This window comes from uncultured Roseobacter sp. (genome assembly GCF_947501835.1).
GTDB lineage: Bacteria > Pseudomonadota > Alphaproteobacteria > Rhodobacterales > Rhodobacteraceae > Roseobacter.
Genome location: NZ_CANMXR010000008.1, coordinates 124,108 through 148,786 on the forward strand (window position 1 = coordinate 124,108; position 24,679 = coordinate 148,786).

The window sequence follows — 24,679 nt, forward strand, 5'->3', positions numbered from 1 at the left end:
ATCATAGGGAAAGACGATGTCGCTCATTTCGCTGGAAGACACCATCACCATCGCTCTGTCGGTCAAAGATCGTCATGCAAGTGCCAAGTGGTATGAAAACATGCTCGGATTTCAAACCCTCTATCATGCGGACGAAGCCGGCTGGTCCGAACTTCGGACCAAAACCACAGGTGTGACCCTTGGCCTGGGTGAGCATACCAAGCCCGCCCCCGGTAACTGCGTGCCCGTTTTCGGGATCGGCGATCTTGATGGCGCGCGCCACAAACTGGAACAGGCGCAGGTCAAGTTTGATGGCGAAACAGATGTCGTCGAGGGCATGGTCAAAACCGCAACCTTTTACGACCCCGATGGCAACGCGCTTATGCTTGCGGAAGATTTGACACAAGGCGCGTGAGTGATCACGCTTGGCAAACCAAAGCCGATGTTTGAAAAATTGGCAGTCACAGCAGCTTGGGGGTCAAGCCGCGACCGCGCAATATGTGGCGATTTCCGATCACTCGGCGTCGTGCCGCTGCTCGATCATTTGACGATGTGCTCGTCTTTCACGAACATGTTGGCCCAGGCCCGGTCGATCAGCTCCGGTGACATCTGATAGGGGATGCCCTCGAAGTCGCAGATTGAGATCATCTGGTCGATCAGGAAGATCGGCTGATAATTCGCGTAGATATTGTCGATCTCGGGGTATTTGACCTTCAGCAGGTGCACCAGCGTCGCCTCGTCCAGCGGCATTTTCCGCTTCTTCGCGACCATCGCAAAAATCTTGAGGAAGTTTTCCTGATTGGGTCCGTCGATCTTGATCTTGAAGAAAATCCGGCGCAGGGCCGCCTTGTCAAAGATTTCATTCGGGTGGAAATTGGTGGAGAAAATCACCAGCGTGTCGAAGGGCACCTCGAATTTCTCACCCGATTGCAGGGCGAGGATGTCCTTGCTTTCTTCCAGTGGTACGATCCAGCGGTTCACCAGCGACTGCGGCGGTTCGGCCTGGCGGCCAAGGTCGTCCACGATGAAGATGCCACCGGTGGATTTCAGCTGCAGCGGTGCCTGATAGGTCCGCGCCGTGGGGTTGTAGACCAGATCGAGCATGTTGAGCGACAATTCACCACCGGTGATGACGGTGGGGCGCTCGCATTTCACATAGCGCATGTCGAATTTGGTCGCACGGCGCAGTGAATTTGGATCGTCTTCCTCAATCGGTACGGCGGCATGCACGATGGGGTCATACACGGTAATCACCTGACCGGCGTATTCGATGGCGCGCGGAACAAAGACATTGTCGCCAAGCGCATCGCGGATGCCGTTGGAGATCGAGGATTTACCGTTGCCGGGGGGGCCGTACATCAGGATCGAGCGGCCCGCGGAAACCGCAGGCCCCAACTGATCCAGCAACATATCGGGCAAGACCAGATGGCCCATCGCACCGGTCAACTGACTGCGGGTGATCTGCATGTTGCGTACGGACTGGCGTTTGACCTGCTCACGGTAGACGTCCAGCGGCACGGGCATTGCGCCGAAATACTCCGACTGGGCCAATGCATCAAGCGCGCGCGCCTTTCCCTGCTCCGTCAGCTGATAGCCCATTTCATTGCCATTGTTGGCGTTAAGCGTGCCGGTCGCTTCCAGCAGGCGCTGCTCGCGGGCCATGTCCACCAGTTCCTGCGTGACCGGAATGGGCAGGCACACCGCCTTGCTGAGATCGCTGACCATATCTACATTCTTGCGAAACATCGTTTTCAGGACGATGTCACGCATCATGACAGTCGACAGCTTCATCTCGTCCAGCGTGCGTGGCGGTGGTGGTGCCATGACATTGGCGGTTTGCATGTTCATTTTGGGGCCCTCAATAACATCCGTCTGCTCAGAGCGCGCAGAGCGCGATCAGAGTGACGATAGAGGGTGAAAATGGCGTAAATCAGGCACCATTAAGGGCACCGAGGATCAGATAGAGGGCAAGTGTCATACCAAGGGCGAGGCCCATGGGAAACTTCTTGCCTTGATCCCAGCTTTGCCAGTTTGGTGCCAGCTTTCGCAGTGGTGTATGCCGCGCGATACGGTGTGTCACAAAGGCCGCCAGCAGGGAGGCCGCCAGCAGGGCGATCACCAATCGCAGATCGCCAAGTGCTACGTAAGGCGCTGATGCCGCGATGAATTTCGCATCACCCGCCCCCATGGTGCCAGCCGCATTCAGCAAGATGCCAAAGGCGAGCATGATGCCCAGTTGCGCCAACCGCCAGAGGTAGACATCAAAGCTGGGCATCGCGATCAGACCCAAAACCGCAAAGACGCCTGCGAGCGCCAGCACGGCCTTGTTGGTGATCTTCATGCGCGAAAGATCGGTATAGGCCACATAGACGCAAAGCGGCAGCACAAACGGCAGAAACCACCAGGCGGAGTAGGCTGTAATCGCCATTTAGGTTTCGAGGGCTTCCAGCGCGCGTACTGCGGCGTCAAAATGCTGCGGGTGCGTCTCAATCGCGTCGCGCAGCAGACCCTTGCCCACGCTCACATCGCCTTGCTTGATCGCCGACAGGGCCATTGTGTGCAACAGTTGTGCCCGTTCAGATTGATCCATCGGGATCACAGGCAGGTTGTAGTCACGCTGTGCGCCACGGGCCAGAACGAGGTTGTTCTTGGCGGTGAAAAGCGTTGGGTCTTGACGGATGGCTTCGCCAAAAAGACGCTCGGCCTCTTTGTAGTCGCCGCGTGTGAGCTTGGAATAGCCCCAGTTGTTCAGCACGCCCGACGGTTTTGTCGTCAGGCCGGTTGCGATCTCGTAGAAGCTGTCGGATTTGGTCCACTCTTCATTGCTGTCAGCCAACATCGCCTCCAAACGGTAGCGGTTGAAGGTTTCGTGGGTGGGTGGCAGGGCATCAAGTGTTTGCTCTGCCTTGGCCCAATCACCGGTGCGGATCAGCGTATCCGCGAGGTTCACGCTGTCCTCTGCGGTCGCTTCTTCCATTTCGGTGACCCGCTCCCAGGCAGGTGCGGCTTCGGAGAAGCGTTTCGCACGCACCAGCGAATAGGCCAGTCCGCGCTGCAGGTCGATGCGATCGGGCTTCTCCTTGGCGGTGCGGCTGAAATAATTCACCGCCTCATTGGGATCCGCGACGGTTAGCATGACATCACTGAGATTGGATTCATCGACCACGTTCACGTCCTGAAAGGCACGTTCCACGGTTTCATCGTCTTTTTCGGCGCAGCCTGCGATGAGAACCACACCCGCCAGACAAGCGGACAGAAGGATAGGGTGGCGCATTTTGTGCGTCCTTTTACTGCTCTTACCTCAATTATGGCGTCGGACGTATCAGAAATTCACTGCTGCCGCGCCGAACCAACTTATAGTCGTCGGTTTCAACTCTACTTGTAGCAGAATTTTCAGATTTTGCGAGCGCTAAGCGCAAGTTGTCTCGAATTGCGACACTTTCGCCATTGTCGAGCGCGAAGGCTCGGCGGAAAATCTGTTCCGCCTCGGCGGTTTTGCCAGCTTCCATGAGGACGACGCCGAGGTTGTTCCAATCCTCCGGCTGCGCTCCTTCGGTGTCGATGGCACGTCTGAGCAGGCTTTCCGCCTGACCCAACCGTCCAAGCCCGAGGTTTGCACTGCCCAAGCCTGAGAGGATTTCGGCGTCGATCTTGCCACGGTCGAGGGCCGCGCGGTTGAAGGCTTTGATCGCCAGTTCGTATTCCCCGGCGGCAATCAGCCGGTGCCCGACCTCAACACCGTCCACGGCCTCTGCGTCAAGGTCCACGCCGGGCGCGTCGACCTGACCTTCAGGAATGGCATCGCCGCCCGGCGCGCAGGCGGCGAGACTTAAGCTAAGCAAAAGCAAGGCGGCGGGCGTGCGTACCCGCCAGTGCCTTTTGGTCATTAAGGTCCGCCCATATTTCCAAGTTGCGTGATGCCATGCGCCGAAGGTCCGACCAGGATGATCAGCAGCGGCGGCACCGTCAGCATCATTGTTGCAAGGGTCATCTTGGTTGGCAACTTGTTTGCGGCCTCTTCGGCGCGCATCACACGTTTATCCCGCATCTCGGCGGCATAGACCCGCAAGGCCTCGGCGATGGAGGTACCGAAAGTGGCCGACTGAACCAGCACGGTCACGAAGGAAGACACATCCTGTACGCCGCAGCGCTCGCCCATATCATTCAGAACGGTTGTCTTGTCCTTACCGGCCTTCATTTCATAGGCAACCATATCGAATTCCTGCGCCAGCGCGGGGTAGGAGGCGTGCAGTTCACGCGCAACCCGCACAATACTCTGATCCAGGGACTGGCCCGCTTCCACACATACCAGCATCATGTCGAGGCTGTCGGGGAAGCCTTGGGTGATCTCTTCCTTGCGCATATCGATGCGGCGCGTAATCCAGTAGGTGGGCAGGTAGTAGCCGCAGAAACCGGGCACGACGAAATAGATCATCATCTTGTTGCTGCTGAAGCCCTCACCGCCATCCAGCAGGATGAGGTAGATGAAAGCGCCCAGAATGCCCAGAATGCCCAGGGCGAACTGCGCGAAGTGGAAAAACCGGACCGCGTCCTTGCTCTGGTACCCGGCCTGACGCAGTTGCAGCTGCTTCTTGCTCAGCTCGGCGACGTCCTTCGGCTCCAGGAAACTTGCGAATTTTTGCAACTGCTCGTTGCGTTCGCCCTGGCGCAACCGTTGTTGCGGCTCTTTTGACGCGTCGGGTGTCTGGACCGATCTTTTCAGCTTGGCCATCGGATCTTCGGGCTGATTGAGCATCAGCGCAACGGTCACGGCGACCATGATCAGGCCAACCGTGCCCAGCAGGATCATCGGCCCCAGGGGGCCCAGAAGATCGACAATCATGGTGTTTACAGACTTCAGCATTTCCATTGGATCAGTTCCTTACACCTTGATGTCGGTCAGAATGCGCATAACCAAGAGGTTCAGCGCGAGCAGAATGCCCACCACGAAACAGGCCGGAATGAACCATGCATGGTCGCGCACCTCATCGTAGTAATTCGGATCGCCGATGTTGATGACGATCAAGGCCACAACCGGGAAACCCGACAGGAACTTGCCTGACCATTTGGCCTCGGCCGTGATGGCTTTCACCCGACGGAAAAGGCGGAAACGGGCGCGGATCACCTTGGCCAGACCGGCAAGGATTTCTGCGAGGTTACCGCCTGAGGTTTGTTGAATGGTCACGGCGACCGCAAGGAACCGCAAATCCTGCATGTCCAGGCGTTCCGCCATTTCCTTGAGCGCATCACCGACGTCACGGCCGTAAGCGGCCTCATCCGCGATCATCCCGAATTCCGAGGCCAGGGGATCCTGAACCTCTTTGGCGACAATCTGAACGGCGGAGGTAAAGGGGTGCCCCACGCGCAGCGAGCGCACCATGAGTTCGACCGCATCGGGCAGTTGTTCTTCGATCATCGACATGCGTTTGTTGGCCTTGGCGGAGACCCAGAAGTATACCGCACCCACACCAATACCGACGGACAGGAGTGCACGCACCCCAACCTCGGTCTGTGTGCCGACGGTCAGACCCATGAAGGCCACGCCGCCCAAAAGCGCCATGATCATGATCAACTGGCGCGGGGTGAAGGCGATCGCGGCTTTCTGCGCCTTTTCCCCCAGAAGCGAATACAGCGGGATCGAGCGCGATTTCATGTGCTGCTGCATTTCCTTGCGCAGCTTTTCGAGCACTTCCTCGCGGCCATTGCCCTTGTCGAGCATTTCCAACCGGCGGTTGACGCGGCTGTTGAGGCTGATGGATTTGCCGAAGGTGACAAGATAGAGACCTTCCACCAGCGCCAGAACGCCAATGAAGATCAAGCCATAGATAATTGGTTCTGCACTCATAATCCTGATCCTTATTCGGCCGCGATGGGTTCATAGATGGAAGGCGGCAAATCATAGCCCCACATGCGGAAGCGTTCGGCGTAGGCCGAGCGCACGCCAGTGGCCGTGAAGTGGCCGATGATCTTGTTGTCCGGGGTCAGCCCGACACGCTGATAGCGGAAGATTTCCTGCATGGAGATGACCTCGCCCTCCATCCCGGTGATTTCGGTAATCGAGGTCATGCGCCGCGAGCCGTCCTGCAAGCGGGAGGCCTGAACGATGAGGTTCACAGCGGAGGAGATTTGCGAGCGGACGGCCTTGAGCGGCATCTCGATGCCTGCCATGGCGATCATGTTTTCCAGACGGCTGACACCATCGCGCGCGGAGTTGGCGTGGATCGTGGTCATCGAGCCGTCGTGGCCGGTGTTCATGGCCTGTAGCATGTCGATGACTTCCTCGCCACGCGTCTCGCCGACGATGATACGGTCGGGCCGCATCCGCAGGGCGTTTTTCAGACAGTCGCGGGGGGACACCTCACCTTTGCCTTCCACGTTCGGCGGACGGCTTTCCATCCGGCCCACGTGGGTCTGTTGCAGCTGGAGTTCCGCCGTATCCTCAATGGTCAGGATGCGTTCAGCGTTGTCGATGAAAGAGGACAGCGCGTTGAGCGTCGTGGTTTTACCGGAACCGGTACCGCCGGAGACGATCACGTTGAGACGTGTGGCCACCGCCGCTTGCAGATATGCGGCCATTTCCTCAGTAAAGGCACCGAATTGTACTAGATCATCAATGCCAAGCTTGTCTTTTTTGAACTTCCGGATGGAAACAAGCGATCCGTCCACTGCAACAGGTGGCACCATCGCGTTGAAACGTGAGCCATCCTTGAGACGGGCGTCGACATAGGGGTTGGATTCGTCCACACGCCGACCTACGGCGGAAACGATCTTGTCGATGATCCGCAGCAGGTGCCGCTCGTCCTTGAACGTGATGTCGGTGAGTTCCAGCTTGCCGGAGCGTTCTACGAAAATCTGCTGTGGTCCGTTGACGAGGATATCGTTGACGGTTTCATCCTTCAGCAGCGTCTCAAGCGGGCCAAGACCGGTCACTTCGTCATAGAGCTCGGAAGTCAGGTTCTGACGGTCTTCGCGGTTGAGAACAATGCTGCGTTCCTCAAGGAACTCGCTGGAAATAGCGCTGATTTCCTGGCGCAAATCCTGCTCTGTCGCATGTTCCAAAGCGGACAGGTTGAGGTTGTCCAGAAGCACACGGTGCAGATCCAGCTTGATCTCGCCCATGCGTTCCTTGCGCTTGCGCTCCTTGTCCATCGGCGTGACCTGCGCAGATCCCTGCGGCGCAGACTTGCGGGTGACCCCGCTGGGTTGCGCCGCAGCAATATCCGCAACCGGCGCTGCGTCCTTGGCGGGGGCGGGCGGGGTGCCTGCCGATGGTTTCTTGTACTTGGAGAACATGCGCGGTTTCCTTTGCGGGATCAGGCCGCCTTGGCGTCGTTACTGTTGAGTTCGTGAATGGAGGCCGCCAGCTTCTGAATTTCGCGCCGCAGCGGGTTCTTGGGCGCGGATTCCGCAAGTGGCAGACCATGGTCCGCTCCTTGCGTAATGGGTTTGCCGCCATCCGGCATATGCACGTCGATGGAAATGCCCAGGCTTTCCGCCATGCGCTTCACCCGGGCCTTGCCACTGAGATCGGTGAATTTCGGCGCGCGATTCATGACGTAGCGCAATTTCTCCACCGGTAGCTCTTCGGCTTGCAACGCGCGTTTGAAACGCAGCGTGTTCTGGGCGCAGCGCATGTCCAGCTCAACGGTTGCGAAATATACGTGCGCGGCGCTGAGCACCGCTTCGGACCAGCTCACCAGCGTGGAGGGCATGTCGATGACGACATAATCGAAGTGTCGGCGCGCCATGGAGAGCACCCGGTTCACATCCTCGGAGGTGATCAGGTCAAGTGGCAACATCTCCATCGGCGCCGTAAGTACCTGTAACTTATCCTGAAACGTCAGCAGAGACTGACCGAAAATCTCATCATCCATGCCTTCGGTATCGGACAGCATGTCGTAGACGACTTCACGGCGCGGCAGGTCGAGGAAGGTGGCCACCGCACCAAATTGCAGATCGAGATCCAGCATGCACACGCTTGGTCCGCCTTCTTTTTCCGCCGTGGCCAATTCCCAGGCCAGGTTGACGCCAAGCGTGGTCGCCCCGGTGCCGCCGGCCAACCCGTGTACGACAATCACAGCGCCTTCTTTTTGGCTGTCGGATTTCAGTGCCGGGGCGGCAGCCGAAGCGGAGACCGCGGCATCCTGCGCCCGGACACGCTCAATGGCTTCGCCCAATTCATTTTCGGGGAGTGGGTAGGGGACAAATTCATCGGCTCCCTGACGCAGCAGGGAGTGCAGGGAGGCAGGCGTGACGTCTTCCGCGATCAGAATGACCTTGATGTTGCGCGATTTGGCCTGGGTGATGATCTCGCCCATCAGGCCGAGGTTGTCTTCATCCGCCTCGTCAATGGCAAGTGCAACGAATTCAAGGGCTTGCGCTTCTGGTTGTCCAAAAAATGCGAGAGCTTCGGCAAAGCCCAGGTCGCCCCAGCTTTCCCCAAGTGCCAACTCCATGTCCTCGATCAGAAGATCGAAGTTCTGTACATCGCGACTGACCGTGCAGGCGACGATAAGGGATGTATCTGGTTGCGGCATTGTGCTCATTGCCTCGTCTTCCTTTATGTTCAAAGGGCGAGGCAGAGCTGTAGAGGAATGATTTTTATATTACCCCAACGTCCCCTGCGACCGCCCGTGCCCGGCTTTTCGGCCGGACATAAGTGTCCCATTAGAGGGAAAGTCGCAGTGAACTTGGGCGAGATTAGGGCTTAATCCGCCCAATTGTTGGGTATCTAGACACAATAACCACGTTTGACCGTGGATTTGTAAAAGTAGAGCCAGTTGGCTCTACTCTGCTTCGGCGTCTTCCGTGATGGTTTTTTGCGTCGCGCTTTCTACGTATTCACGGTAGATGACTTCCGCATATTTTCCGTCGAGACGACCGTCACAATGGATCCGGTAGACCGGGTTGGACGTCGTGCTTGAGGGATCGAGAACGACGACCGGATCCCCGACCGTGCCCAGCTTGCCGCCTGCTTTACCGGCACCAAAGCCGCTTGTCTTGCAGGTCTGAGCGACCATGTTCTGCATTGTTGCCGTCCCGAACTCGCCGCTGTCTACCTGTGCGCCAGCTTCGCGAAACCACTGCCCGCCGCTGCCTTGTTCGCCGCAGGCCGCCAGCGTGGCAAGACCGGCCAGCAAAGCAATTGCGCGGGATTTTTGATATGTCAGGCGTTCCATCCTATCACTCCATCACATAGCCATAGGAACCGCTGAAGTCTTGCTTGGCGACTTCGCCGGCTGCACCCTTGCGGGGCGCATTGGCATTTCGGGTGGTCCGGCCAAAGAGGAAGAGATCCTGTTCGGTCGGTGGCTTGATCCGGTCGGTCGGCAAGGCCAGCGCTTCGCCGCGTGTCGGAGAGACCAGATGTGCGGTGATGATGATCACCAATTCCGTCTGGCTGCGCTGGTAGTCTGCGCTGCGGAAGAGGGCACCCAAAATCGGCACATCGCCGATCCATGGCAGTTGCGACGACTGATCGGTGAAGTCATCCTGCAAAAGCCCAGCAATTGCAAAGCTTTCGCCGTCGCGCATCTCAACCGTTGTTGCTGTTTCGCGACGCGAGAAGGCGTCAAGTTCGAAGCCGTTGCCGAGCGAAACACCATTGGACGGGTCAATCGCGGAGACCGCAGCTGAAAGCTGCAGATTGATCAGGTCCTGATCTACGACGCGCGGTACGAAGTTCAGTTCAACACCGAAAGGTTTGAATTCCACGCTGATTGTGTCGTTGTCTTGCGCCACCGGAACCGGATATTCGCCACCCGCCAGGAAGTTTGCTTCCTGTCCTGACAGTGCAACCAGGTTTGGTTCCGCCAAAGTACGTACCGCACCCTTGCGCTCCAGCGCTTCGAGCAACAGGCCAACCTGCACGGATCCAACGTTAAATCCAAAGAGGGCCGCGCCAAAGTTTTCGTTGCCGGCGGGAATATTCCCGGCAAGTGAGTTGGCGACACTGCCGGCGGTGTTTGTCGTGCCGATCCCTGCCTGCGCGTCGGTGCCGCCCAAGGCCAGCGAGGAGCTGAGCGACTTGGAGACGGTGCGGTTCATCTCGGCAAAGCGCACTTTCAGCATAACCTGTTGGACACCGCCGACGCTCATCAGGTTAGAGACCCGATCAGGTGCGTAGCGCTGCGCCAAATCCAGCGCCTTTTGCAAGCGCTGGACACTTGAGACCGTCCCGGAAAGCACGATTCCGTCATTTGCGGTGCGAACCTCTACCCTTTCACCGGGCAGGATTTGTCCGAGACGTTCCTTGAATTCGGTGACATCCGGTGCGACCCGCACCTCCACGTTGGTGATCAACTGCCCGGTTGCATCGAGCAGCGTCAGCGTCGTCATCCCGGGCGTTTTACCCAGAACATAGATGCTTCGATCCGACAGCGACGAGATATCGGCAATGCCTGGATTGGCAATGCTGAGTTCCGCAAAGGGGATTTCGCTTTCAACAACAACCGCGCGATTCATCGGCACGGCGAGTGTTTTATTGGTGCCCTTGGTGACCACACGCAATGTGTCTGCCTGTGCCGTGACCGGCGCGGTAAACGCCAGCGGTGACACGCTGAGTGTCAGCCCCAGAAGGGCCGCCTTAAACATTCCATCAATTTTCATGTGACCTGCCCTTTTTGATCACGCCTCGGTTTCGGGTCTTAATGCCCGCATAGATGGTACTGTGCGCTGGTTTTGATTTTTTTGCAAGAATCAATGGGTTCTGAGGTTTGCTTTATGTGGATAAATGGCAACAGGGGGCAAAGGCAAAGGCGCCGCAGGGGTCTGCAGCGCCTCTCTAAAACGTTGGTTTTGCTTTAGTTTGTGCAAGGGATCGGGATCGAGACGACCTCCGCCCCGCGGCGGGTTCTGATGCTGCACTCGCGCTTTTTCTCAGCGATCGGGGCGGGAGCAGCTTCTTTCAGACCCAAGAGGGAGACCTGATCCACCTCGATTTCCGACAATTGCGTGTCGTCACCAGCGCCAACCAGAGACAAGGACAGCTTGCCGGTCGACTGTGCTTGTGCCAGCGCCGCAACCTGGTTGGGATTGACCGCGACCGTCACCGTGCGCGCAATCTGTGCGCTGCTGAGTTCGGCATCGTTCTGGTCGACCGCGATCAGGCTCACCGCGGATTCGATCAGTTTCGTGACCTCGCCAGCATCGGGCCCGATATTGATGCTCCCGGTCCAATAGATGTCTACGCGGTCACCCGGGCGCAGAAAGCCCGAAACACCGCTCGCAACATCCACGCGGATGGCAAAGGCCCGCATGCCTCTTTCCAGTCGCGTGGTCAGACCGATGTCTTCACCGGGTTCGGTCACCTTGACCTCCATGATGGCTTCGTCTTTTTCCATCGCGCGCATGATCAGTCGAACTTCTTCTTCATCCTCTGGGAAGATCACCGCCATGTCGCTGAAAGTGCCCTCAGGAATTGCCGTTTGCGGCCATGCAACCGCGCGAACGTCCTCTTCTTTGAGGACCTCACCGTATTTCAGGGGCCGGTTTGCGACGTAGACAGTCTGCGTCGGCACCACTGCTTTTTGATTTTGCTGCGCGCGGGCCAATTCAGCCTGATACGCGCCGATGTAGTTTTTTGCCATGTATACAGCGCCGCCAGCGAGCGCCATGCCAGCCACAAGCACCAGTCCGAATATCATTCGCATAATCTTAACCTCGTAGATCGCATAGCCCGATGAAAACCCGCGCTAATTCCATGATAAACTGTCATTCGATTGTGGCATTTTCGGGATTAACCCATGACCAAGGCGCGGCTTTTTCCCCGGTATCGCAACAATCAGAAGTATTTTTTCGAACCGGTGACAGACGTTTGGATGCGAAAAGCCCGAACACGTCTCCAAAGTTCGGAGGGTGACGCCTCATTAAAAACTCTGGGGTCATACAAGGCGGTAGGGGCGGTAGCCCTGAGCGCAGTATTCGGGACGGTTGGTAATGATCTATGCTAATTCCCTGTGGTGATTTGAGGAAACGCGAGATTGCTCTGACGAACAAGGGGGGCCGCGTTCTGAGAATAGAATGCGGCCCCCAAGCTACATTATCCTGACTGAAGACTATTCGGCTTCTGGTGCGCCGATATCGCCAACGGTTTGCGTGTCCAGGAACTCCTGGGTCGCTTGCGTCACGCTTGTCGCACCTTCTTCGATGGATGTGTAAGCGGCAATCGCCAGCCCGACCACTGCTGCCGTCAGAATAACCCAGTCAACTGTTACGGCACCGTCTTCGTTATCGTGAAACTTCTTAATGAATTTCATCTCGTTATATCCTTTCAAAGGATCATTTGTTGGAAAAAGGGCCGCGTCCTGCGAACAGAATGCGGCCCCCCAACCTAGTTTATTTTACTGAAAATTATTCGGCTGCAGCAGGTGGCGCACCGATGTTGCCGATGTTGTCACCAATGGTGGTGTCAAGGTAGGTCGACGTGTCTGCTGTCAGAGCGGTCGCGCCTTCTTCGATGGATGTGTAGGCAGCGATTGCCAGGCCAACAACAGCGGCTGTCAGTACAACCCAGTCAACTGTTACGGCGCCGTCTTCGTCGTTACGGAAGTTCTTGATAAATTTCATCATGGTATGTCCCTCCAAAGGATCACTTAGATTTCACTTGCTAACCTTGCCGTCCTCAGTGACCAGTTCTCTCGTTTGGTCCGTCCGACTTGGTATGCAGCTATATAGCCAAGGGATTGGGGCATGATTTTGGCGGCAATTGTGACTTTTGCGGTTGAGGGCCGGAAAAACCCGCAAAAAAAGCTAACCGCATGATTTATATGGAAAAGAAAACTTCCTGATCTTTACATTTCCTTAAAGGAAGGTCCGAATGTGGCAAAAACGCCGCGTTCAGAGGCTGGATTTTCTGGTGCGACGGTGGAATCTCTGCGATGCTGAGTGCCAAATAGCGCGAAAAACAAGCAAAGAGCAGTTCAAATGCGTGCATTCCTGATGATCGGGCTGATTGGCGCGGTTTTGGCCCCCCATCTGGGGGCTACCGATTCTCCCAAGCCGTTTCCCACCTTTGAAGCGAAACGCATTGGCGTACCTCAAACGGGCCAAAAGCGTATTCGGGTTCAGATCGATCCTGAAGAGCAGCGCGCGGCCCTGGCGCTCCCCGATGCGCGCCCCGACCCTGAGGCCACGGCTCAGCCACCCTCATCGGGCGCTGATCCTATTGGCCGCTACAGCTGGTTTTGGGACCGGGTATCGCCGTCGATCTTCGACACCCAGCCAGGCCGTTTGGACAGCGTCATGGATATCCTCAGTGGCTCTGACGATATCACGGCGCCGCGTTTGCAGCACATGCAGGCGATCGCGCAGACCAATGGTGTGGATATTCTGAAATCAACGGTTGGCACGCAGGTCTCGCCTGCTTTGGTTCTGGCGGTTATTTCCGTTGAATCTTCCGGCAAGGCAGACGCGGTCAGCACAGCGGGGGCGCAGGGGTTGATGCAACTCATGCCGGACACTGCGGCGCGTTTTGGCGTCAAGGATAGCCTGGTCGCGTCTGAAAACATTCTGGGCGGGGTCAAATACCTTGATTGGCTGATGAGCGAGTTCGGGGGCGATCCGATTCTTGTTCTGGCCGGGTATAATGCGGGCGAAGGGTCCGTGCGCACTCACGCGGGCGTTCCGCCCTTCGCCGAAACCCGCGACTATGTGCCGAAGGTTCTCGCCGCTTTTCAGGTGGCGCGGGGTCTTTGCCTGACGCCACCCGAACTGATCACCGATGGCTGTGTTTTTGCTGCGATGAATTAGCACAACCTGAGCGCCCGGGCGCGCCCACGGAAACGGCTCTGCGCACAAGAGCGCCTCAGCCCATGCTTCTGGCAGTCCAAGCGTTGCGCCCATCCAGGCACTCTAAAAAGTGCGATGGTCGGTCAGCCTTGCAAAGATGCCCCCGCGGGCACCTCGATGGTGAACAGACTGCCCGCAGCACCGCGGCTGAGCTGCAGGGTACCTTCCATCCCTTCGATCAACCCGGTCACGATCCGACCGCCTGCTGTCGACGGGTCAGGCCATTTCATCGAATTTGGAATGCCCAGCCCGTCGTCAGAGATTGTTAGCCGCAAGCCGCCCGCACTTAGCTTGGACATGCGTACCTCGATCAGGCCGGTTTCAATGCGGTGGAAAGCATGCTGAAAGGCATTCGTCAGAATTTCTGAAACCACCAAGCCCACCCGCGATGCAGTCTCGATCGGTACATCCAGTGATTCAAGCTGCACGTTCAAACGAATGCCCGACCGCCCGTAAGCGTGCCCGATGGCACAGCAGAGGCGCGACAGATAGCTGCCAATGTGAATGTTGTCCCGGTCTGCCTGATTGTCTGACAGCTTCATTTCCTCGTAGAGTAGCTGAAATGTCTCGATGCGACGGGTGAGGGCCACGTATTCGGTGGGCGCTGAGGCGGCATTGGATTGCCGTCTGACCATACTGATGATCAGAGAGATATCGTTTTCGACACGGTCCTGGATTTCGGAGAGTTGTGCGTCGGCGATTTCGGTTGCCGTATCTTTCAGTCCAGCGTCCATCTCTTTCTGGATGCCGACGAAGTAGCGCAGTTTGCCCGCCTTGTCGGTCAGGGGTGCAATCAGCAGGCGATTCATGAAGGGTTCGCCATTGGCGCGGTAGTTGAGAATATCCGCCGTGACGGATTCTCGCCGCGCAATGCCTTCTCGAATATGGTTCACGGCTGCAATATCGGTGTCTTCGCCCTGAAGAAAGCGACAGTTTCGCCCGATCACCGCGCTGCGCGCATAGCCGGTCTGAATGGTAAAGGCACGGTTGACGTAGATGATCGGGTTGTCCTCAAGATGCGGGTCGCTGACGACCATTGCGACCTGGGTGCGGCTAAAATCGTCAAAGGACGCATCTTCGGTGAAGAGTTTGTTTAAGGAATCGGCCATACTCTCTCCTCAGGCGACCCGTGTTATTCGTTGCTCGATGCGTTTTTCATGTGTGCCCTGGATCAGGCGGTGTACGTCGATGCCCGGCAGGTGGATGGTGTCGGGATCGAGCGAGCCCAGCGGTACGATCTCCTCGACCTCCGCCACGCAGATGCGGCCAAACATCGTGAAGTTGCGCGCGGTCTTGCGGAACACCAGGTTGCCCGTCTCATCCGCTTTCCACGCCTTCACGATCGACAGATCCGCAACGATCCCGCGCTCCATGGTATATGTTTCGCTATCGAATTCCTTGTGCTCCTTGCCCTCGGCGATCACCGTACCGACGCCGGTTTTCGTATAAAAACCAGGGATGCCGCAGAGCTCGAGGCCATCGGCCGCCATCAGCATGCCGTCCTGAAACACCTCATCCAGCGCCTCAGACGCAGAGCTATAGACTTTCTTCATTGTGCTTCCTTCATTCGGTCGGCTAACCGAACGTCCTCCCATGAACAGCACTGAAGCAAGGCGATTTGCCTAGCGCATACATTCAAGCAAAAGCCTACAATGTGCGGTTGATCTAGGTCAAACCGCTTTGATCAAGAATTGTCCGAAACTGCACTATCGTGCAGATTGTCCCCAGATTCAGGCCTTCTTGGCTGTCGCCGCCTTCTTCTTTGCCGGGGCCTTTTTCTTGGCAGGCGCTTTCCGGCGCCCCGTGCCTTTCTTGGCGGCTTTCTCCTCGATCAGCAGGACGGCAGCCTCCAGCGTCACATCATCCGGTTCGGAGCCCTTGGGCAGGGTCGCGTTGACCTTTTCCCATTTTACGTAGGGGCCGTATTTGCCTTCCATGATGCTCACCGGGCCGCCCTGATCGGGGTGTTCCCCTAACTCGCGCAGGGTTTTGGCTGCGGCCCCGCGTCCACCCCGACTGGCCACTTTTTCCGCCAGAAGCTGCACCGCGCGGTTCATGCCAACGGTAAAAACCTCGTCAATGCTTTCCAGATTGGCATTGGTGCCGCCCCGCTCGGATGTGCTGGCCGCATGTTTGAGGTAGGGGCCGTAGCGCCCGATGTTTGACCAGACGGTCACGCCATCTTCGGGATGGGGGCCAATCTCGCGTGGTAACGACAGCAGCTTGAGTGCTTGGGGCAGGTCCACGTCTTCTGGCGGCCAATCCTTGGGAATGGACTGGCGCGGTGGCTTCTTGTTGTCCTCGGTGACCTCGCCACGCTGCACATAGGGGCCAAACCGTCCCTTGAACGCATAGATCTTGTCGCCCGCGTCCTCGCCCAGCAGTTTGCCTTCGGGTGGGATGCCGCTGTAATCCTCCTCGCCCGGCGGGCCAAAGGCACGGGTATAGCGACATTCTGGATAATTGGAGCAGCCGATAAACGCCCCGCCTGACCGCGCGGTGCGCATCGACAGGCGTCCGGCCCCGCAGTTCGGGCAGAGGCGTGGGTCGGTCCCGTCCTCGTTTGGGGGGAAGAGATGCGGTTCCAGCACCTCGTTGATCTTCTCCAGCACCTCGGTGATGCGCAGATCGGCGGTCTCGGCGATAGCCGCCGAGAAGTCGCGCCAGAAGCGCCGCAGCACCTCTTTGTATTCCGCATCGCCTGCGCTCACGTCATCCAGTTGGTCTTCGAGATCGGCGGTGAAGCCATAGCCCACATATTTGCGGAAATAATTCTCCAGAAACGCGGTGACCAACCGCCCCTTGTCTTCGGGGATCAGGCGGTTCTTGTCCTTGCGGACATATTCGCGGTCCTGAATCGTGGTCACGATCGAGGCATAGGTGGAGGGGCGCCCAATGCCGAGCTCTTCCATCTTCTTGACCAGCGTGGCCTCGGTGTAACGTGGGGGCGGCTGGGTGAAATGCTGCTCCGGCATGACGCTGCGTTTGTCCATCGCGTCGCCCTGATCGATCTGGGGCAGGCGCTTGTCGTCCTCATCCACCACATCGTCGCGACCCTCTTCATAGACCCGCAGAAAGCCGTCGAAGAGCACGACCTGACCCGTGGCGCGCAGTTCGACCTGACCATCGGCGCTGCCTACGTCAACCGTGGTCCGCTCCATCCGGGCGGCTTCCATCTGGCACGCCAGCGTACGCTTCCAGATCAGGTCATAGAGTTTGCGCTGGTCGGCATCAGACGTTTTCAGGTCCTCCGCCCTGGTCATCATTTCGGTGGGACGGATACATTCATGCGCCTCTTGCGCGTTCTTGGCCTTGTTTTTGTACATGCGCGGGCTGCCGGGCACGTAGTCTTTGCCATAAAGCGTCTCGATCGCGGCGCGGGCGGCTTGCACGGCTTCGGGCGCCATGTCGATCCCGTCCGTCCGCATATAGGTAATGTAGCCTGCCTCATAGAGCCGTTGCGCCGTGCTCATCGTCTGGCGTGCACCCATGCCGAACTTGCGGCTGGCCTCCTGTTGCAGGGTGGAGGTCATGAAAGGGGCGGAGGGGTTGCGGTTGGCGGGTTTCGCCTCGACCGATTTGACGCTGAGATCGCGGCTTGTGATGGCCTGTACCGCCATCTCGGCCTGGGTCTGGTTTTCGATGTCGAATTTGTCGAGCTTCTTGCCCGCCAGCACGGTCAGACGTGCCTCGAACTCCTGACCTCGCGGCGTGGCCAGCAACGCTTTGACCGACCAGTATTCGCGATTGCGGAAGGCTTCGATTTCCATCTCGCGCTCGACGATCAGGCGCAGGGTAACTGATTGTACACGGCCTGCGGATTTCGCGCCTGGCAGCTTCCGCCAGAGCACGGGCGAGAGGTTGAAACCCACCAGATAGTCGAGCGCGCGGCGGGCGAGATAGGCCTCCACCAGTGGCATGTCGACTTCGCGGGGGTTCTTCATCGCCTCGGTTACAGCCGTCTTGGTGATCGCGTTGAACACGACGCGGGACACGGGCGTGTCCTTCTTGATCGACTTGCGCTTGGTCAGCGCTTCCTGCAGGTGCCAGCTGATCGCTTCGCCTTCGCGATCCGGGTCCGTGGCGAGGATTAGCGCATTGTCGTCTTTCAGCGCATCGGCGATGGCTTTGACGTGTTTTTTGCTGTCGCTGGCCACTTCCCACAGCATCTCGAATTCCTGGTCGGGATCAACGGAGCCGTCTTTGGGAGGCAGATCGCGCACGTGTCCGTAGGACGCCAGAACGGTGTAATCATTGCCTAAATAGGCGTTGATTGTCTTGGCTTTTGCGGGCGATTCAACGACGACAACTGGCATGTACTGCGGCACCTCTGGGTAAAAATCTGTAGCGTCTATGGCTTTGCCAAATGTGGTGTGCAAGTGGATTTGTCAATCCGCTTACGTTTGTCGCACCCCAAAACCGGGTACAATATTTGCCTGGCAGTTCTGGATTGTGACGCAGGTGCGCGCGCAGAAACTCACCCCGGCGGAAGATATGAATTCACCGGGCTGACGACCTGAAATGAGTAACTGAAAAACCGGATCAACCGCGCGACAGCAAACCGCCGGATTGGCGCGTGATCTGCCCGTCCAACTCCAGATCGAGCAAAACAGGCGCGGCATCCGCCGGGGCTACGGCCAGATCGCGGATCAATTGATCTTCGGCGACGGGGGAGGGGCTCAGGCGTGCGAGGATCTTGCGGTGCAATGTGGCGACGTCCTTTAACGCCTTGTTCTTCGTTGGGCTGCGCTTTGCCCGAGGTTTTTCAGGGATACCCAGCGGCAATTGCGGTGTTTCACCATGCAGAGGGGTGAGAGCTTCGATCACATCGGCCGCGGAGCGGACAAGCGTGGCCCCTTCGCGGATCAACTGGTTGCACCCGGCCGCGCGGGCATCAAAGGGGTTACCCGGGACCGCGAGCACATCGCGGCCCTGATCCAGCGCGTCACGTGCCGTGATCAGGCTGCCGGACTTTGCGGCGGCCTCGACAACGACCGTTGCCCGGCTGAGGCCGGAGATAATGCGATTGCGTGTTGGAAAGTGCCGCGCCATGGGCTGCAGCCCGATGGGTTGCTCTGAAAGCCGCAGACCGGACTCCGCGATATCCTGCGCCAATTGGGTGTTCTCCGCCGGGTAGATGACGTCCACGCCGCCTGCTTGCACGGCGACGGTGCCTGTCGGCAGGGCGGCAAGATGGGCGGCCGCATCAACGCCGCGCGCAAGTCCAGACACAACCACATAGCCTTGCCCGCCAAGATCGCGCGCCAGTGCTTTGGCCATCCGGGTGCCCAAGGAGGACGCGTTGCGCGCGCCCACCAGCGAAATCATCGGGCGGTTGAGCAGATCGGGATCGCCCAGCACCCATAAAAACGGCGGGGCATCGTCCAATTCGCTGAGAATCTCTGGATAGGCGGGGGTGCCATGCATGATCAGGCGCGCTCCCGCGGCACGGGCCGCATTGAGTTCGGCTTGCACAACAGCTTCGGGACAGATTTCATATTTCTCAACGCCGGCGGCGCGCGCTACCTCAGGCAGCGCGGCCAGCGCGTTCTGCGCGGTGCCGTGTTCAGTCAGCAGTCGTTTATACGTCGTTACGCCAACCCGGCGGGATCGCAACAGACGGAGACGGGAGAACTGCTCGTCTTCCGAGGTGGGTGGGAGTGGGGGGTGAGTGGAAGAAGGATTGTGGTCCTTTTCAGTCATCCTGGTCTCCGTCCATTGCAGAATCAGGTTTAAGGCGAGTTGGTTAACAACGCATGAATCAAATAGCTAAGATGCTCTCGCTATTTATGGGGAGGTTCCTTTTCAGGAAGCCGATCCACCGACGGTCAACCCACCGATCATCAAGGTCGGCTGGCCCACCCCAACCGGCACCCATTGCCCGTCCTTGCCGCAATTTCCCATGCCCGGATCAAGCGCCATGTCATTGCCGATGCCGCGGATCTGTCTGAGCGCTGTGGCACCGTCTCCGATCAGCGTGGCGCCTTTCACGGGCGCGCCGACCTTGCCGTTTTCAACGCGGTAGGCTTCGGTGCAGCTGAAGACAAACTTGCCGTTGGTAATGTCCACCTGACCGCCGCCGAACCCAACGGCATAGATGCCATCCTTCAGATCGGCCACGATGTCCTGTGGGTCTGAAGAACCCCCCAACATATAGGTATTGGTCATGCGGGGCATCGGGGCATGGGCATAGCTTTGTCGGCGTCCGTTCCCCGTGGCCGCAACGCCCATCAGTCGGGCGTTCTGGCGATCCTGCATATAGCCGACCAGAATGCCATCCTCGATCAGGGTGTTTTTGCCTGAGGGGGTGCCCTCGTCATCAATGGAGATCGAGCCCCGCCGATCCGGGATCGTACCGTCATCCAGAACGGTCACGCCTTTGCTGGCGATGCGCTGTCCCATCAGCCCGGCAAAGGCCGAGGAGCCCTTGCGATTGAAATCCCCTTCAAGACCGTGCCCGATGGCCTCGTGCAACAGAATGCCCGGCCAGCCGGGGCCCAGCACCACATCCATCACCCCGGCAGGGGCTGCAACAGCGTCGAGGTTCACGCAGGCCACGCGGAGCGCCTCGCGTGTTTTCGCCTGCCAATCCGTGGGGTCCAGAAGCCCGTCCAGCCCAACGCGCCCGCCGCCTCCCGCCGAGCCGGATTCGCGACGGCCGTTCTGCTCCACGATGACGGAGACATTGACCCGGGTCATCGGGCGCACATCGCGCAGCGACTGCCCATCCGGGCGCAGGATTTCCACCTCCTGCAGGCTGGCTCCGATAGTCGCAGAGACCTGAACCACCCGGGCATCCAGGCCCCGGGCAAAGGCATCGATCTCGCGCAGGGTTTCGACTTTCACCGGGAAGCTGGCCCCGGCAATCGGGTCTTCGTCCGTGTATAGCTTTGTGTTGGTTGGGTCCGGGGCATCCGCCCAGGTGCCGCCGCCTTCGCCGACGGCCAGTCGCGCGGTTTCGGTCGCCCGGCGCAGAGCGGGCTCGGATATTTCGGTGGAATGCGCATAGCCCGCCACTTCACCCCGCACCGCGCGCAGGCCAAACCCCTGTGCCGCATCATAGCTCGCCGTCTTGAGGCGACCGTCGTCAAAAACCAGCGATTCCGACCGACGCCGTTCCAGAAACAGCTCACCATCATCGGCCCCATGGGTCGCCTCGCGTAAAATGGTCAGGGCGGTGTCGCGGTCCAACGCATCGTCGAAGGGCGTGAATGGCGTGTCTGTCATCCGGTCTATCCTCAATTGGGCGGGTAAAAATGTGATCTGCGTCTCTTTGAAGCAAGCTCAACTCTTTATCTCGTGATCAGAATATGATTGTAAGAGCATAGATTACAACGGATAGGGACGGTGCGCACAGACTTCCCCTTCCTGCGTGCGCAACATTGATCCCAAGATCAGGACGACACATGAAACGTTACTTCACTCTCTCAGGCCTTATGGCCGGGTTTGCCGCAACAGCTGCACATGCACAGGACAATCTTGAAATCATCGGCCGCCCGGTGGATGGCAAGATGGGGTTCCAGCCTGCGGTAACTGAGCTTGCCGAAGACCTGCAATGGCTGGACGGCATGATCTTGGTGATCATCACGGCGATCACATTGTTTGTCACAGCGCTGATTCTCTGGGTCGCTTTCCGCTATAACGCCAAGCGCAATCCTGAGTCCGCCAGATTCACGCACAACACACCGGTCGAGATTGCCTGGACGGTGATTCCGATCGTGATCCTGGTGTTTATTGGCGCGTTCTCCCTGCCCATTCTGTTCAAGCAGCAGGAAATTCCGGAAGCGGACATCACCATCAAGGTGACCGGCTACCAGTGGTATTGGGACTACGAATACGTGGACGATGGGTTCGAATTCTCCAGCTACATGATCGGCGCGCCTGCAACCGGTGGCACCAATCAGAAAAGCCCCGAGGTGATTGCGCAGCTCGAAGAGGCCGGGTTCTCGGAAGAGGAATTCCTGCTGGCAACCGACACTTCCGTGGTGGTGCCGGTGAACAAGACCATCGTGATGCAGGTCACTGGCGGTGATGTCATCCACGCCTGGACCATCCCCGCGTTCGGCGTCAAGCAGGATGCTGTCCCCGGTCGTCTGGCAGAATTGTGGTTCAAGCCAGAGCAGGAAGGAGTCTATTTTGGCCAGTGCTCTGAGCTTTGTGGTCTGAACCACGCCTATATGCCCATCACCGTGAAGGTCGTCTCTGAGGAGGCCTACGCCGAATGGTTGGCTGAGGCGAAAGAGGAATACGCAGGCATTCCGCAAACCCGCGTGATCGCGTCGAACTGAACCGCCGTTGGGCGGCGTCTAAAGCCGCCCGCCAGCAGACAGCATGAAGAAGGCGCTTAATGGCTGACGCTAGCTACACCACACCGGCAGGTGACTACGATACACAACTGGGCGATTACTTCGCGCTGCTGAAGCCGCGCGTGATGTCCCTGGTGGTGTTTACCGCGCTGGTGGGCCTGTTGGCGGCACCGGTATCGGTGCATCCGGTGATCGCCTTCGCCTCGATCCTGTTTGTGGCCATCGGGGCAGGGGCTTCGGGGGCGCTGAACATGTGGTGGGATGCCGACATCGACGGTGTCATGCAGCGCACGGCCAGACGCCCGATCCCTTCGGGTCGTGTGCCGGCAGGGGAGGCCTTGTCGCTGGGGCTCGCGCTTTCAGGCCTGTCGGTGATGATGCTGAGCCTTTCGGCAAATCTGCTGGCAGCGGGGCTCTTGGCCTTCACAATTTTCTTCTACGCCGTGGTCTACTCAATGTGGCTCAAACGCTCCACGCCGCAGAACATCGTGATCGGTGGTGCGGCTGGCGCATTCCCTCCGGTGATCGGCTGGGTCATCGCAACGGGGAGTTTCTCGATCGAGGCATGGCTGATGTTCGCGCTGATCTTCATGTGGACACCGCCGCATTTCTGGGCGCTGGCGCTGTTCATGAAGTCAGATTACAACGACGCCGACGTGCCGATGCTGACGGTGACCCACGGGCGTCGCACAACCCGTGTCCATATCATCGTCTATACTGTTTTGCTGGCGCTTCTCGCCGTGGGCACAGGGTTCACCGCCATTGGCGGGCCGCTCTATCTGGCCACAGCCGTCGTGCTGAACATCCTGTTCCTCAAGGGGGCCATCGATATCTGGCGCCGGGATGAGGCGCAGTCCGAGGCGGACAGCTACAAGGTCGAAAAGCGGTTCTTCCGCCTCTCGCTCTGGTATCTCTTTGCGCATTTCGGCGTGATCCTGATTGAGGCGATGCTGCGCCCCTATGGTTTGGGAGGCTGGTGATCCATGACTTTCAAGCCTGAACATGAACTGCATACGCGCCGCAAGGGGCGCAACATCGGCGTTGGCCTGATGCTTGCGGCCTTTGTGGTGCTGGTGCTGGCGCTGACCTTTACCAAGGTCACGAATGGTGATTTCGAACTGCCCAAAGCAGAGGAGTTGACCCAGTAATGGCGATGACCGGTCCTGCCAAAACCGTTGCACAAACCGTGAGCCTGGTGGTCGTCATGGGCGCATTGGCCTGGGCGTCGGTGCCGTTTTATGACTGGTTCTGCCGGGTGACCGGTTTTGGCGGCGTCACAGGCGTGTCCGAGGTTGCCCCGGATGATGTGCTGGATCAGACGATCAAAGTGCGCTTCGATGGCTCGCTGCACAGCGAGATGGCCTGGTCCTTCAAACCGGTTGAGCGCGAGATGGAAGTACGAATCGGCGAAACCGGTCTGGCCTTTTACGAGGCTTACAACCCGACGAACCGCCCGATTGCGGGCTCTGCCAGCTACAATGTCACCCCCTATCAGGCGGGCGGCTTTTTCAACAAGATCCAGTGTTTCTGCTTTGAAGAGCAGGTGCTGCAACCCGGTGAACGGGTGCAGATGCCGGTCACCTTCTATGTGGACCCCGAAATTGTCGAAGATCGCGATGGAAAATATATACATACCATCACGCTCTCCTATACATTCTACGAAATTGACCTGCCCGAGGGCTATGCCGCCGTGCAGGACATGGAACCAACCTCAGACACAAGTCTGAACTGACCAAGATAAGGCAAGCGACGTCATGGCCCATGAAAAGAACCACGATTATCACATTCTGAACCCCTCGATCTGGCCGTTGCTGGGCGCGCTGGCCGGGTTCTTCATGCTCTTTGGCGCCGTGCTGTGGATGCAGGGCATCACGCCTTTCCTGTTCTGGGCCGGTTTTGTCGCGGTGCTTTACGTGATGTTTGGCTGGTGGTCCGAGGTCGTGGCCGAAAGCAAGATCGGCGATCACACCCCGGTGGTGCGGATCGGTCTGCGCTATGGCTTCATCCTCTTCATCATGTCCGAAGTGATGTTCTTCGCGGCCTGGTTCTGGAGCTTTTTCAAGAACGCCATCTACCCGATGAGCGAATATGCGGGCACAGAATACATTCAGCCCGAGATCTACCATGTGGATGCGTTCCACCTGCCCCTGATCAACACGCTGATCCTGCTGTTGTCTGGCTGCGCGGTCACTTGGGCACACCACGCGCTGGTCCATGAAAACAACCGCAAGGACCTGATCTGGGGCCTGACCATCGGCATCATTCTTGGCGTCGCCTTCACCATACTGCAGGCTTACGAGTACTCCTACCTGCTCTATCAGGGCTGGGAGTTCGGCGGGGACAAGTTCTTCTCTAACTTCTTCATGGCCACTGGCTTTCACGGGGCGCATGTGATCATCGGCACGATCTTCCTGACCGTCTGTCTGGTGCGCGCATTGAAGGGTCACTTCACGCCGGAGAAACACGTGGGCTTCGAGGCGGCTGCCTGGTATTGGCACTTCGTCGATGTGGTCTGGCTGTTCCTCTTCTTTGCGGTGTATATCTGGGGCGTAGGACAGATGCCTGGGGCGCACTAGACGCCCGCCCCAGTTTCCAAGAACAAAGCG

Annotated in this window: 25 protein-coding genes; 7 read left to right on the top strand and 18 right to left on the bottom strand. The window is 58.3% G+C overall.

From position 1 onward, the window contains the following. The first annotated feature begins 16 nt into the window (after window positions 1–16). On the top strand, window positions 17–394 hold the full coding sequence (locus Q1A20_RS17030) for a VOC family protein (protein WP_298972200.1): 378 nt from the start codon (window positions 17–19) through the stop codon (window positions 392–394). Between the two features lie 125 nt (window positions 395–519). Here the strand turns inward: Q1A20_RS17030 and Q1A20_RS17035 are convergent, their stop codons facing one another. The 13 genes from Q1A20_RS17035 to Q1A20_RS17095 all read right to left on the bottom strand — a co-directional run bounded on the left by Q1A20_RS17035 (window position 520) and on the right by Q1A20_RS17095 (window position 12,549). Beyond that, window positions 520–1,827 (bottom strand): ATPase, encoded by a 1,308-nt coding sequence (locus tag Q1A20_RS17035; protein WP_298972206.1) that lies wholly within the window; start codon window positions 1,825–1,827, stop codon window positions 520–522. 82 nt (window positions 1,828–1,909) lie between these two features. Continuing rightward, window positions 1,910–2,407 (bottom strand): prepilin peptidase, encoded by a 498-nt coding sequence (locus tag Q1A20_RS17040; protein ID WP_298972209.1) that lies wholly within the window; start codon window positions 2,405–2,407, stop codon window positions 1,910–1,912. Then, a complete protein-coding gene (locus Q1A20_RS17045; protein WP_298972211.1) occupies window positions 2,408–3,253 on the bottom strand; it encodes a tetratricopeptide repeat protein in 846 nt (281 codons plus the stop codon). It lies immediately after the preceding gene. A gap of 31 nt (window positions 3,254–3,284) precedes the next feature. Next, on the bottom strand, window positions 3,285–3,866 hold the full coding sequence (locus Q1A20_RS17050; protein WP_299502740.1) for a tetratricopeptide repeat protein: 582 nt from the start codon (window positions 3,864–3,866) through the stop codon (window positions 3,285–3,287). Beyond that, window positions 3,866–4,849 (bottom strand): type II secretion system F family protein, encoded by a 984-nt coding sequence (locus Q1A20_RS17055; RefSeq protein ID WP_298972215.1) that lies wholly within the window; start codon window positions 4,847–4,849, stop codon window positions 3,866–3,868. Before Q1A20_RS17055 ends, Q1A20_RS17050 begins: the two co-directional genes overlap by 1 nt. Window positions 4,850–4,861: 12 nt before the next feature. Continuing rightward, on the bottom strand, window positions 4,862–5,824 hold the full coding sequence (locus tag Q1A20_RS17060) for a type II secretion system F family protein (protein ID WP_298972216.1): 963 nt from the start codon (window positions 5,822–5,824) through the stop codon (window positions 4,862–4,864). 11 nt (window positions 5,825–5,835) lie between these two features. Next, window positions 5,836–7,272, bottom strand: a complete 1,437-nt coding sequence (locus Q1A20_RS17065) for a CpaF family protein (RefSeq protein WP_298972219.1) — start codon at window positions 7,270–7,272, stop codon at window positions 5,836–5,838. A gap of 20 nt (window positions 7,273–7,292) precedes the next feature. Beyond that, window positions 7,293–8,516: an AAA family ATPase gene (locus Q1A20_RS17070; RefSeq protein WP_298972615.1), complete on the bottom strand. Its 1,224-nt coding sequence runs from the start codon at window positions 8,514–8,516 to the stop codon at window positions 7,293–7,295. Window positions 8,517–8,765: 249 nt separating this feature from the next. Continuing rightward, complete coding sequence (locus Q1A20_RS17075) at window positions 8,766–9,158, bottom strand: hypothetical protein (RefSeq protein ID WP_298972221.1); 393 nt, start codon at window positions 9,156–9,158, stop codon at window positions 8,766–8,768. A 4-nt stretch (window positions 9,159–9,162) separates the two neighbouring features. Continuing rightward, the gene (locus Q1A20_RS17080) at window positions 9,163–10,587 is read right to left on the bottom strand and encodes a type II and III secretion system protein family protein (protein WP_298972223.1); all 1,425 of its coding nucleotides are present in this window, start codon (window positions 10,585–10,587) and stop codon (window positions 9,163–9,165) included. 194 nt (window positions 10,588–10,781) lie between these two features. Beyond that, entirely contained in the window at window positions 10,782–11,630 is an 849-nt protein-coding gene (cpaB, locus tag Q1A20_RS17085) for a Flp pilus assembly protein CpaB (protein ID WP_298972225.1), read from the bottom strand. 405 nt (window positions 11,631–12,035) lie between these two features. Further along, window positions 12,036–12,236, bottom strand: a complete 201-nt coding sequence (locus tag Q1A20_RS17090; RefSeq protein WP_298972227.1) for a hypothetical protein — start codon at window positions 12,234–12,236, stop codon at window positions 12,036–12,038. Window positions 12,237–12,330: 94 nt separating this feature from the next. After that, window positions 12,331–12,549: a hypothetical protein gene (locus Q1A20_RS17095; RefSeq protein ID WP_299406210.1), complete on the bottom strand. Its 219-nt coding sequence runs from the start codon at window positions 12,547–12,549 to the stop codon at window positions 12,331–12,333. Window positions 12,550–12,903: 354 nt separating this feature from the next. On the opposite strand from Q1A20_RS17095, the gene Q1A20_RS17100 reads away from it, so the two are divergent. Next, window positions 12,904–13,728: a lytic transglycosylase domain-containing protein gene (locus tag Q1A20_RS17100; protein WP_299406207.1), complete on the top strand. Its 825-nt coding sequence runs from the start codon at window positions 12,904–12,906 to the stop codon at window positions 13,726–13,728. Window positions 13,729–13,850: 122 nt separating this feature from the next. Here Q1A20_RS17100 and Q1A20_RS17105 read toward each other — a convergent pair whose 3' ends face one another. The 5 genes from Q1A20_RS17105 to tldD form a co-directional block, all read right to left on the bottom strand. Continuing rightward, a complete protein-coding gene (locus Q1A20_RS17105; RefSeq protein WP_299406206.1) occupies window positions 13,851–14,876 on the bottom strand; it encodes a PAS domain-containing protein in 1,026 nt (341 codons plus the stop codon). 9 nt (window positions 14,877–14,885) lie between these two features. Then, complete coding sequence (locus Q1A20_RS17110) at window positions 14,886–15,320, bottom strand: CoA transferase subunit A (protein WP_299406203.1); 435 nt, start codon at window positions 15,318–15,320, stop codon at window positions 14,886–14,888. A gap of 177 nt (window positions 15,321–15,497) precedes the next feature. After that, window positions 15,498–18,083 carry a type I DNA topoisomerase gene (topA, locus tag Q1A20_RS17115; protein ID WP_299917807.1) on the bottom strand — a complete coding sequence of 862 codons (2,586 nt, stop codon included), beginning with the start codon at window positions 18,081–18,083 and terminating at the stop codon, window positions 15,498–15,500. A 226-nt stretch (window positions 18,084–18,309) separates the two neighbouring features. Next, window positions 18,310–19,470: a DNA-processing protein DprA gene (dprA, locus tag Q1A20_RS17120; RefSeq protein WP_299917810.1), complete on the bottom strand. Its 1,161-nt coding sequence runs from the start codon at window positions 19,468–19,470 to the stop codon at window positions 18,310–18,312. A 102-nt stretch (window positions 19,471–19,572) separates the two neighbouring features. Continuing rightward, on the bottom strand, window positions 19,573–20,994 hold the full coding sequence (gene tldD / locus Q1A20_RS17125; RefSeq protein ID WP_299917812.1) for a metalloprotease TldD: 1,422 nt from the start codon (window positions 20,992–20,994) through the stop codon (window positions 19,573–19,575). A gap of 179 nt (window positions 20,995–21,173) precedes the next feature. Between tldD and coxB the strand changes: the two genes are divergently transcribed. The 5 genes from coxB to Q1A20_RS17150 are packed head-to-tail and all read left to right on the top strand — an operon-like array spanning window position 21,174 to window position 24,649. After that, window positions 21,174–22,055, top strand: a complete 882-nt coding sequence (gene coxB, locus Q1A20_RS17130) for a cytochrome c oxidase subunit II (protein ID WP_299917814.1) — start codon at window positions 21,174–21,176, stop codon at window positions 22,053–22,055. Window positions 22,056–22,114: 59 nt separating this feature from the next. Then, window positions 22,115–23,053, top strand: coding sequence for a heme o synthase (cyoE, locus tag Q1A20_RS17135; protein WP_299406192.1), 939 nt, complete (start codon window positions 22,115–22,117; stop codon window positions 23,051–23,053). 3 nt (window positions 23,054–23,056) lie between these two features. After that, on the top strand, window positions 23,057–23,221 hold the full coding sequence (locus Q1A20_RS17140) for a cytochrome C oxidase assembly protein (RefSeq protein ID WP_298972239.1): 165 nt from the start codon (window positions 23,057–23,059) through the stop codon (window positions 23,219–23,221). Continuing rightward, window positions 23,221–23,805 carry a cytochrome c oxidase assembly protein gene (locus tag Q1A20_RS17145; RefSeq protein WP_298972241.1) on the top strand — a complete coding sequence of 195 codons (585 nt, stop codon included), beginning with the start codon at window positions 23,221–23,223 and terminating at the stop codon, window positions 23,803–23,805. Before Q1A20_RS17140 ends, Q1A20_RS17145 begins: the two co-directional genes overlap by 1 nt. 22 nt (window positions 23,806–23,827) lie before the next feature. Then, window positions 23,828–24,649, top strand: coding sequence for a cytochrome c oxidase subunit 3 (locus Q1A20_RS17150; RefSeq protein ID WP_298972244.1), 822 nt, complete (start codon window positions 23,828–23,830; stop codon window positions 24,647–24,649). Window positions 24,650–24,679 lie beyond the last annotated feature (30 nt).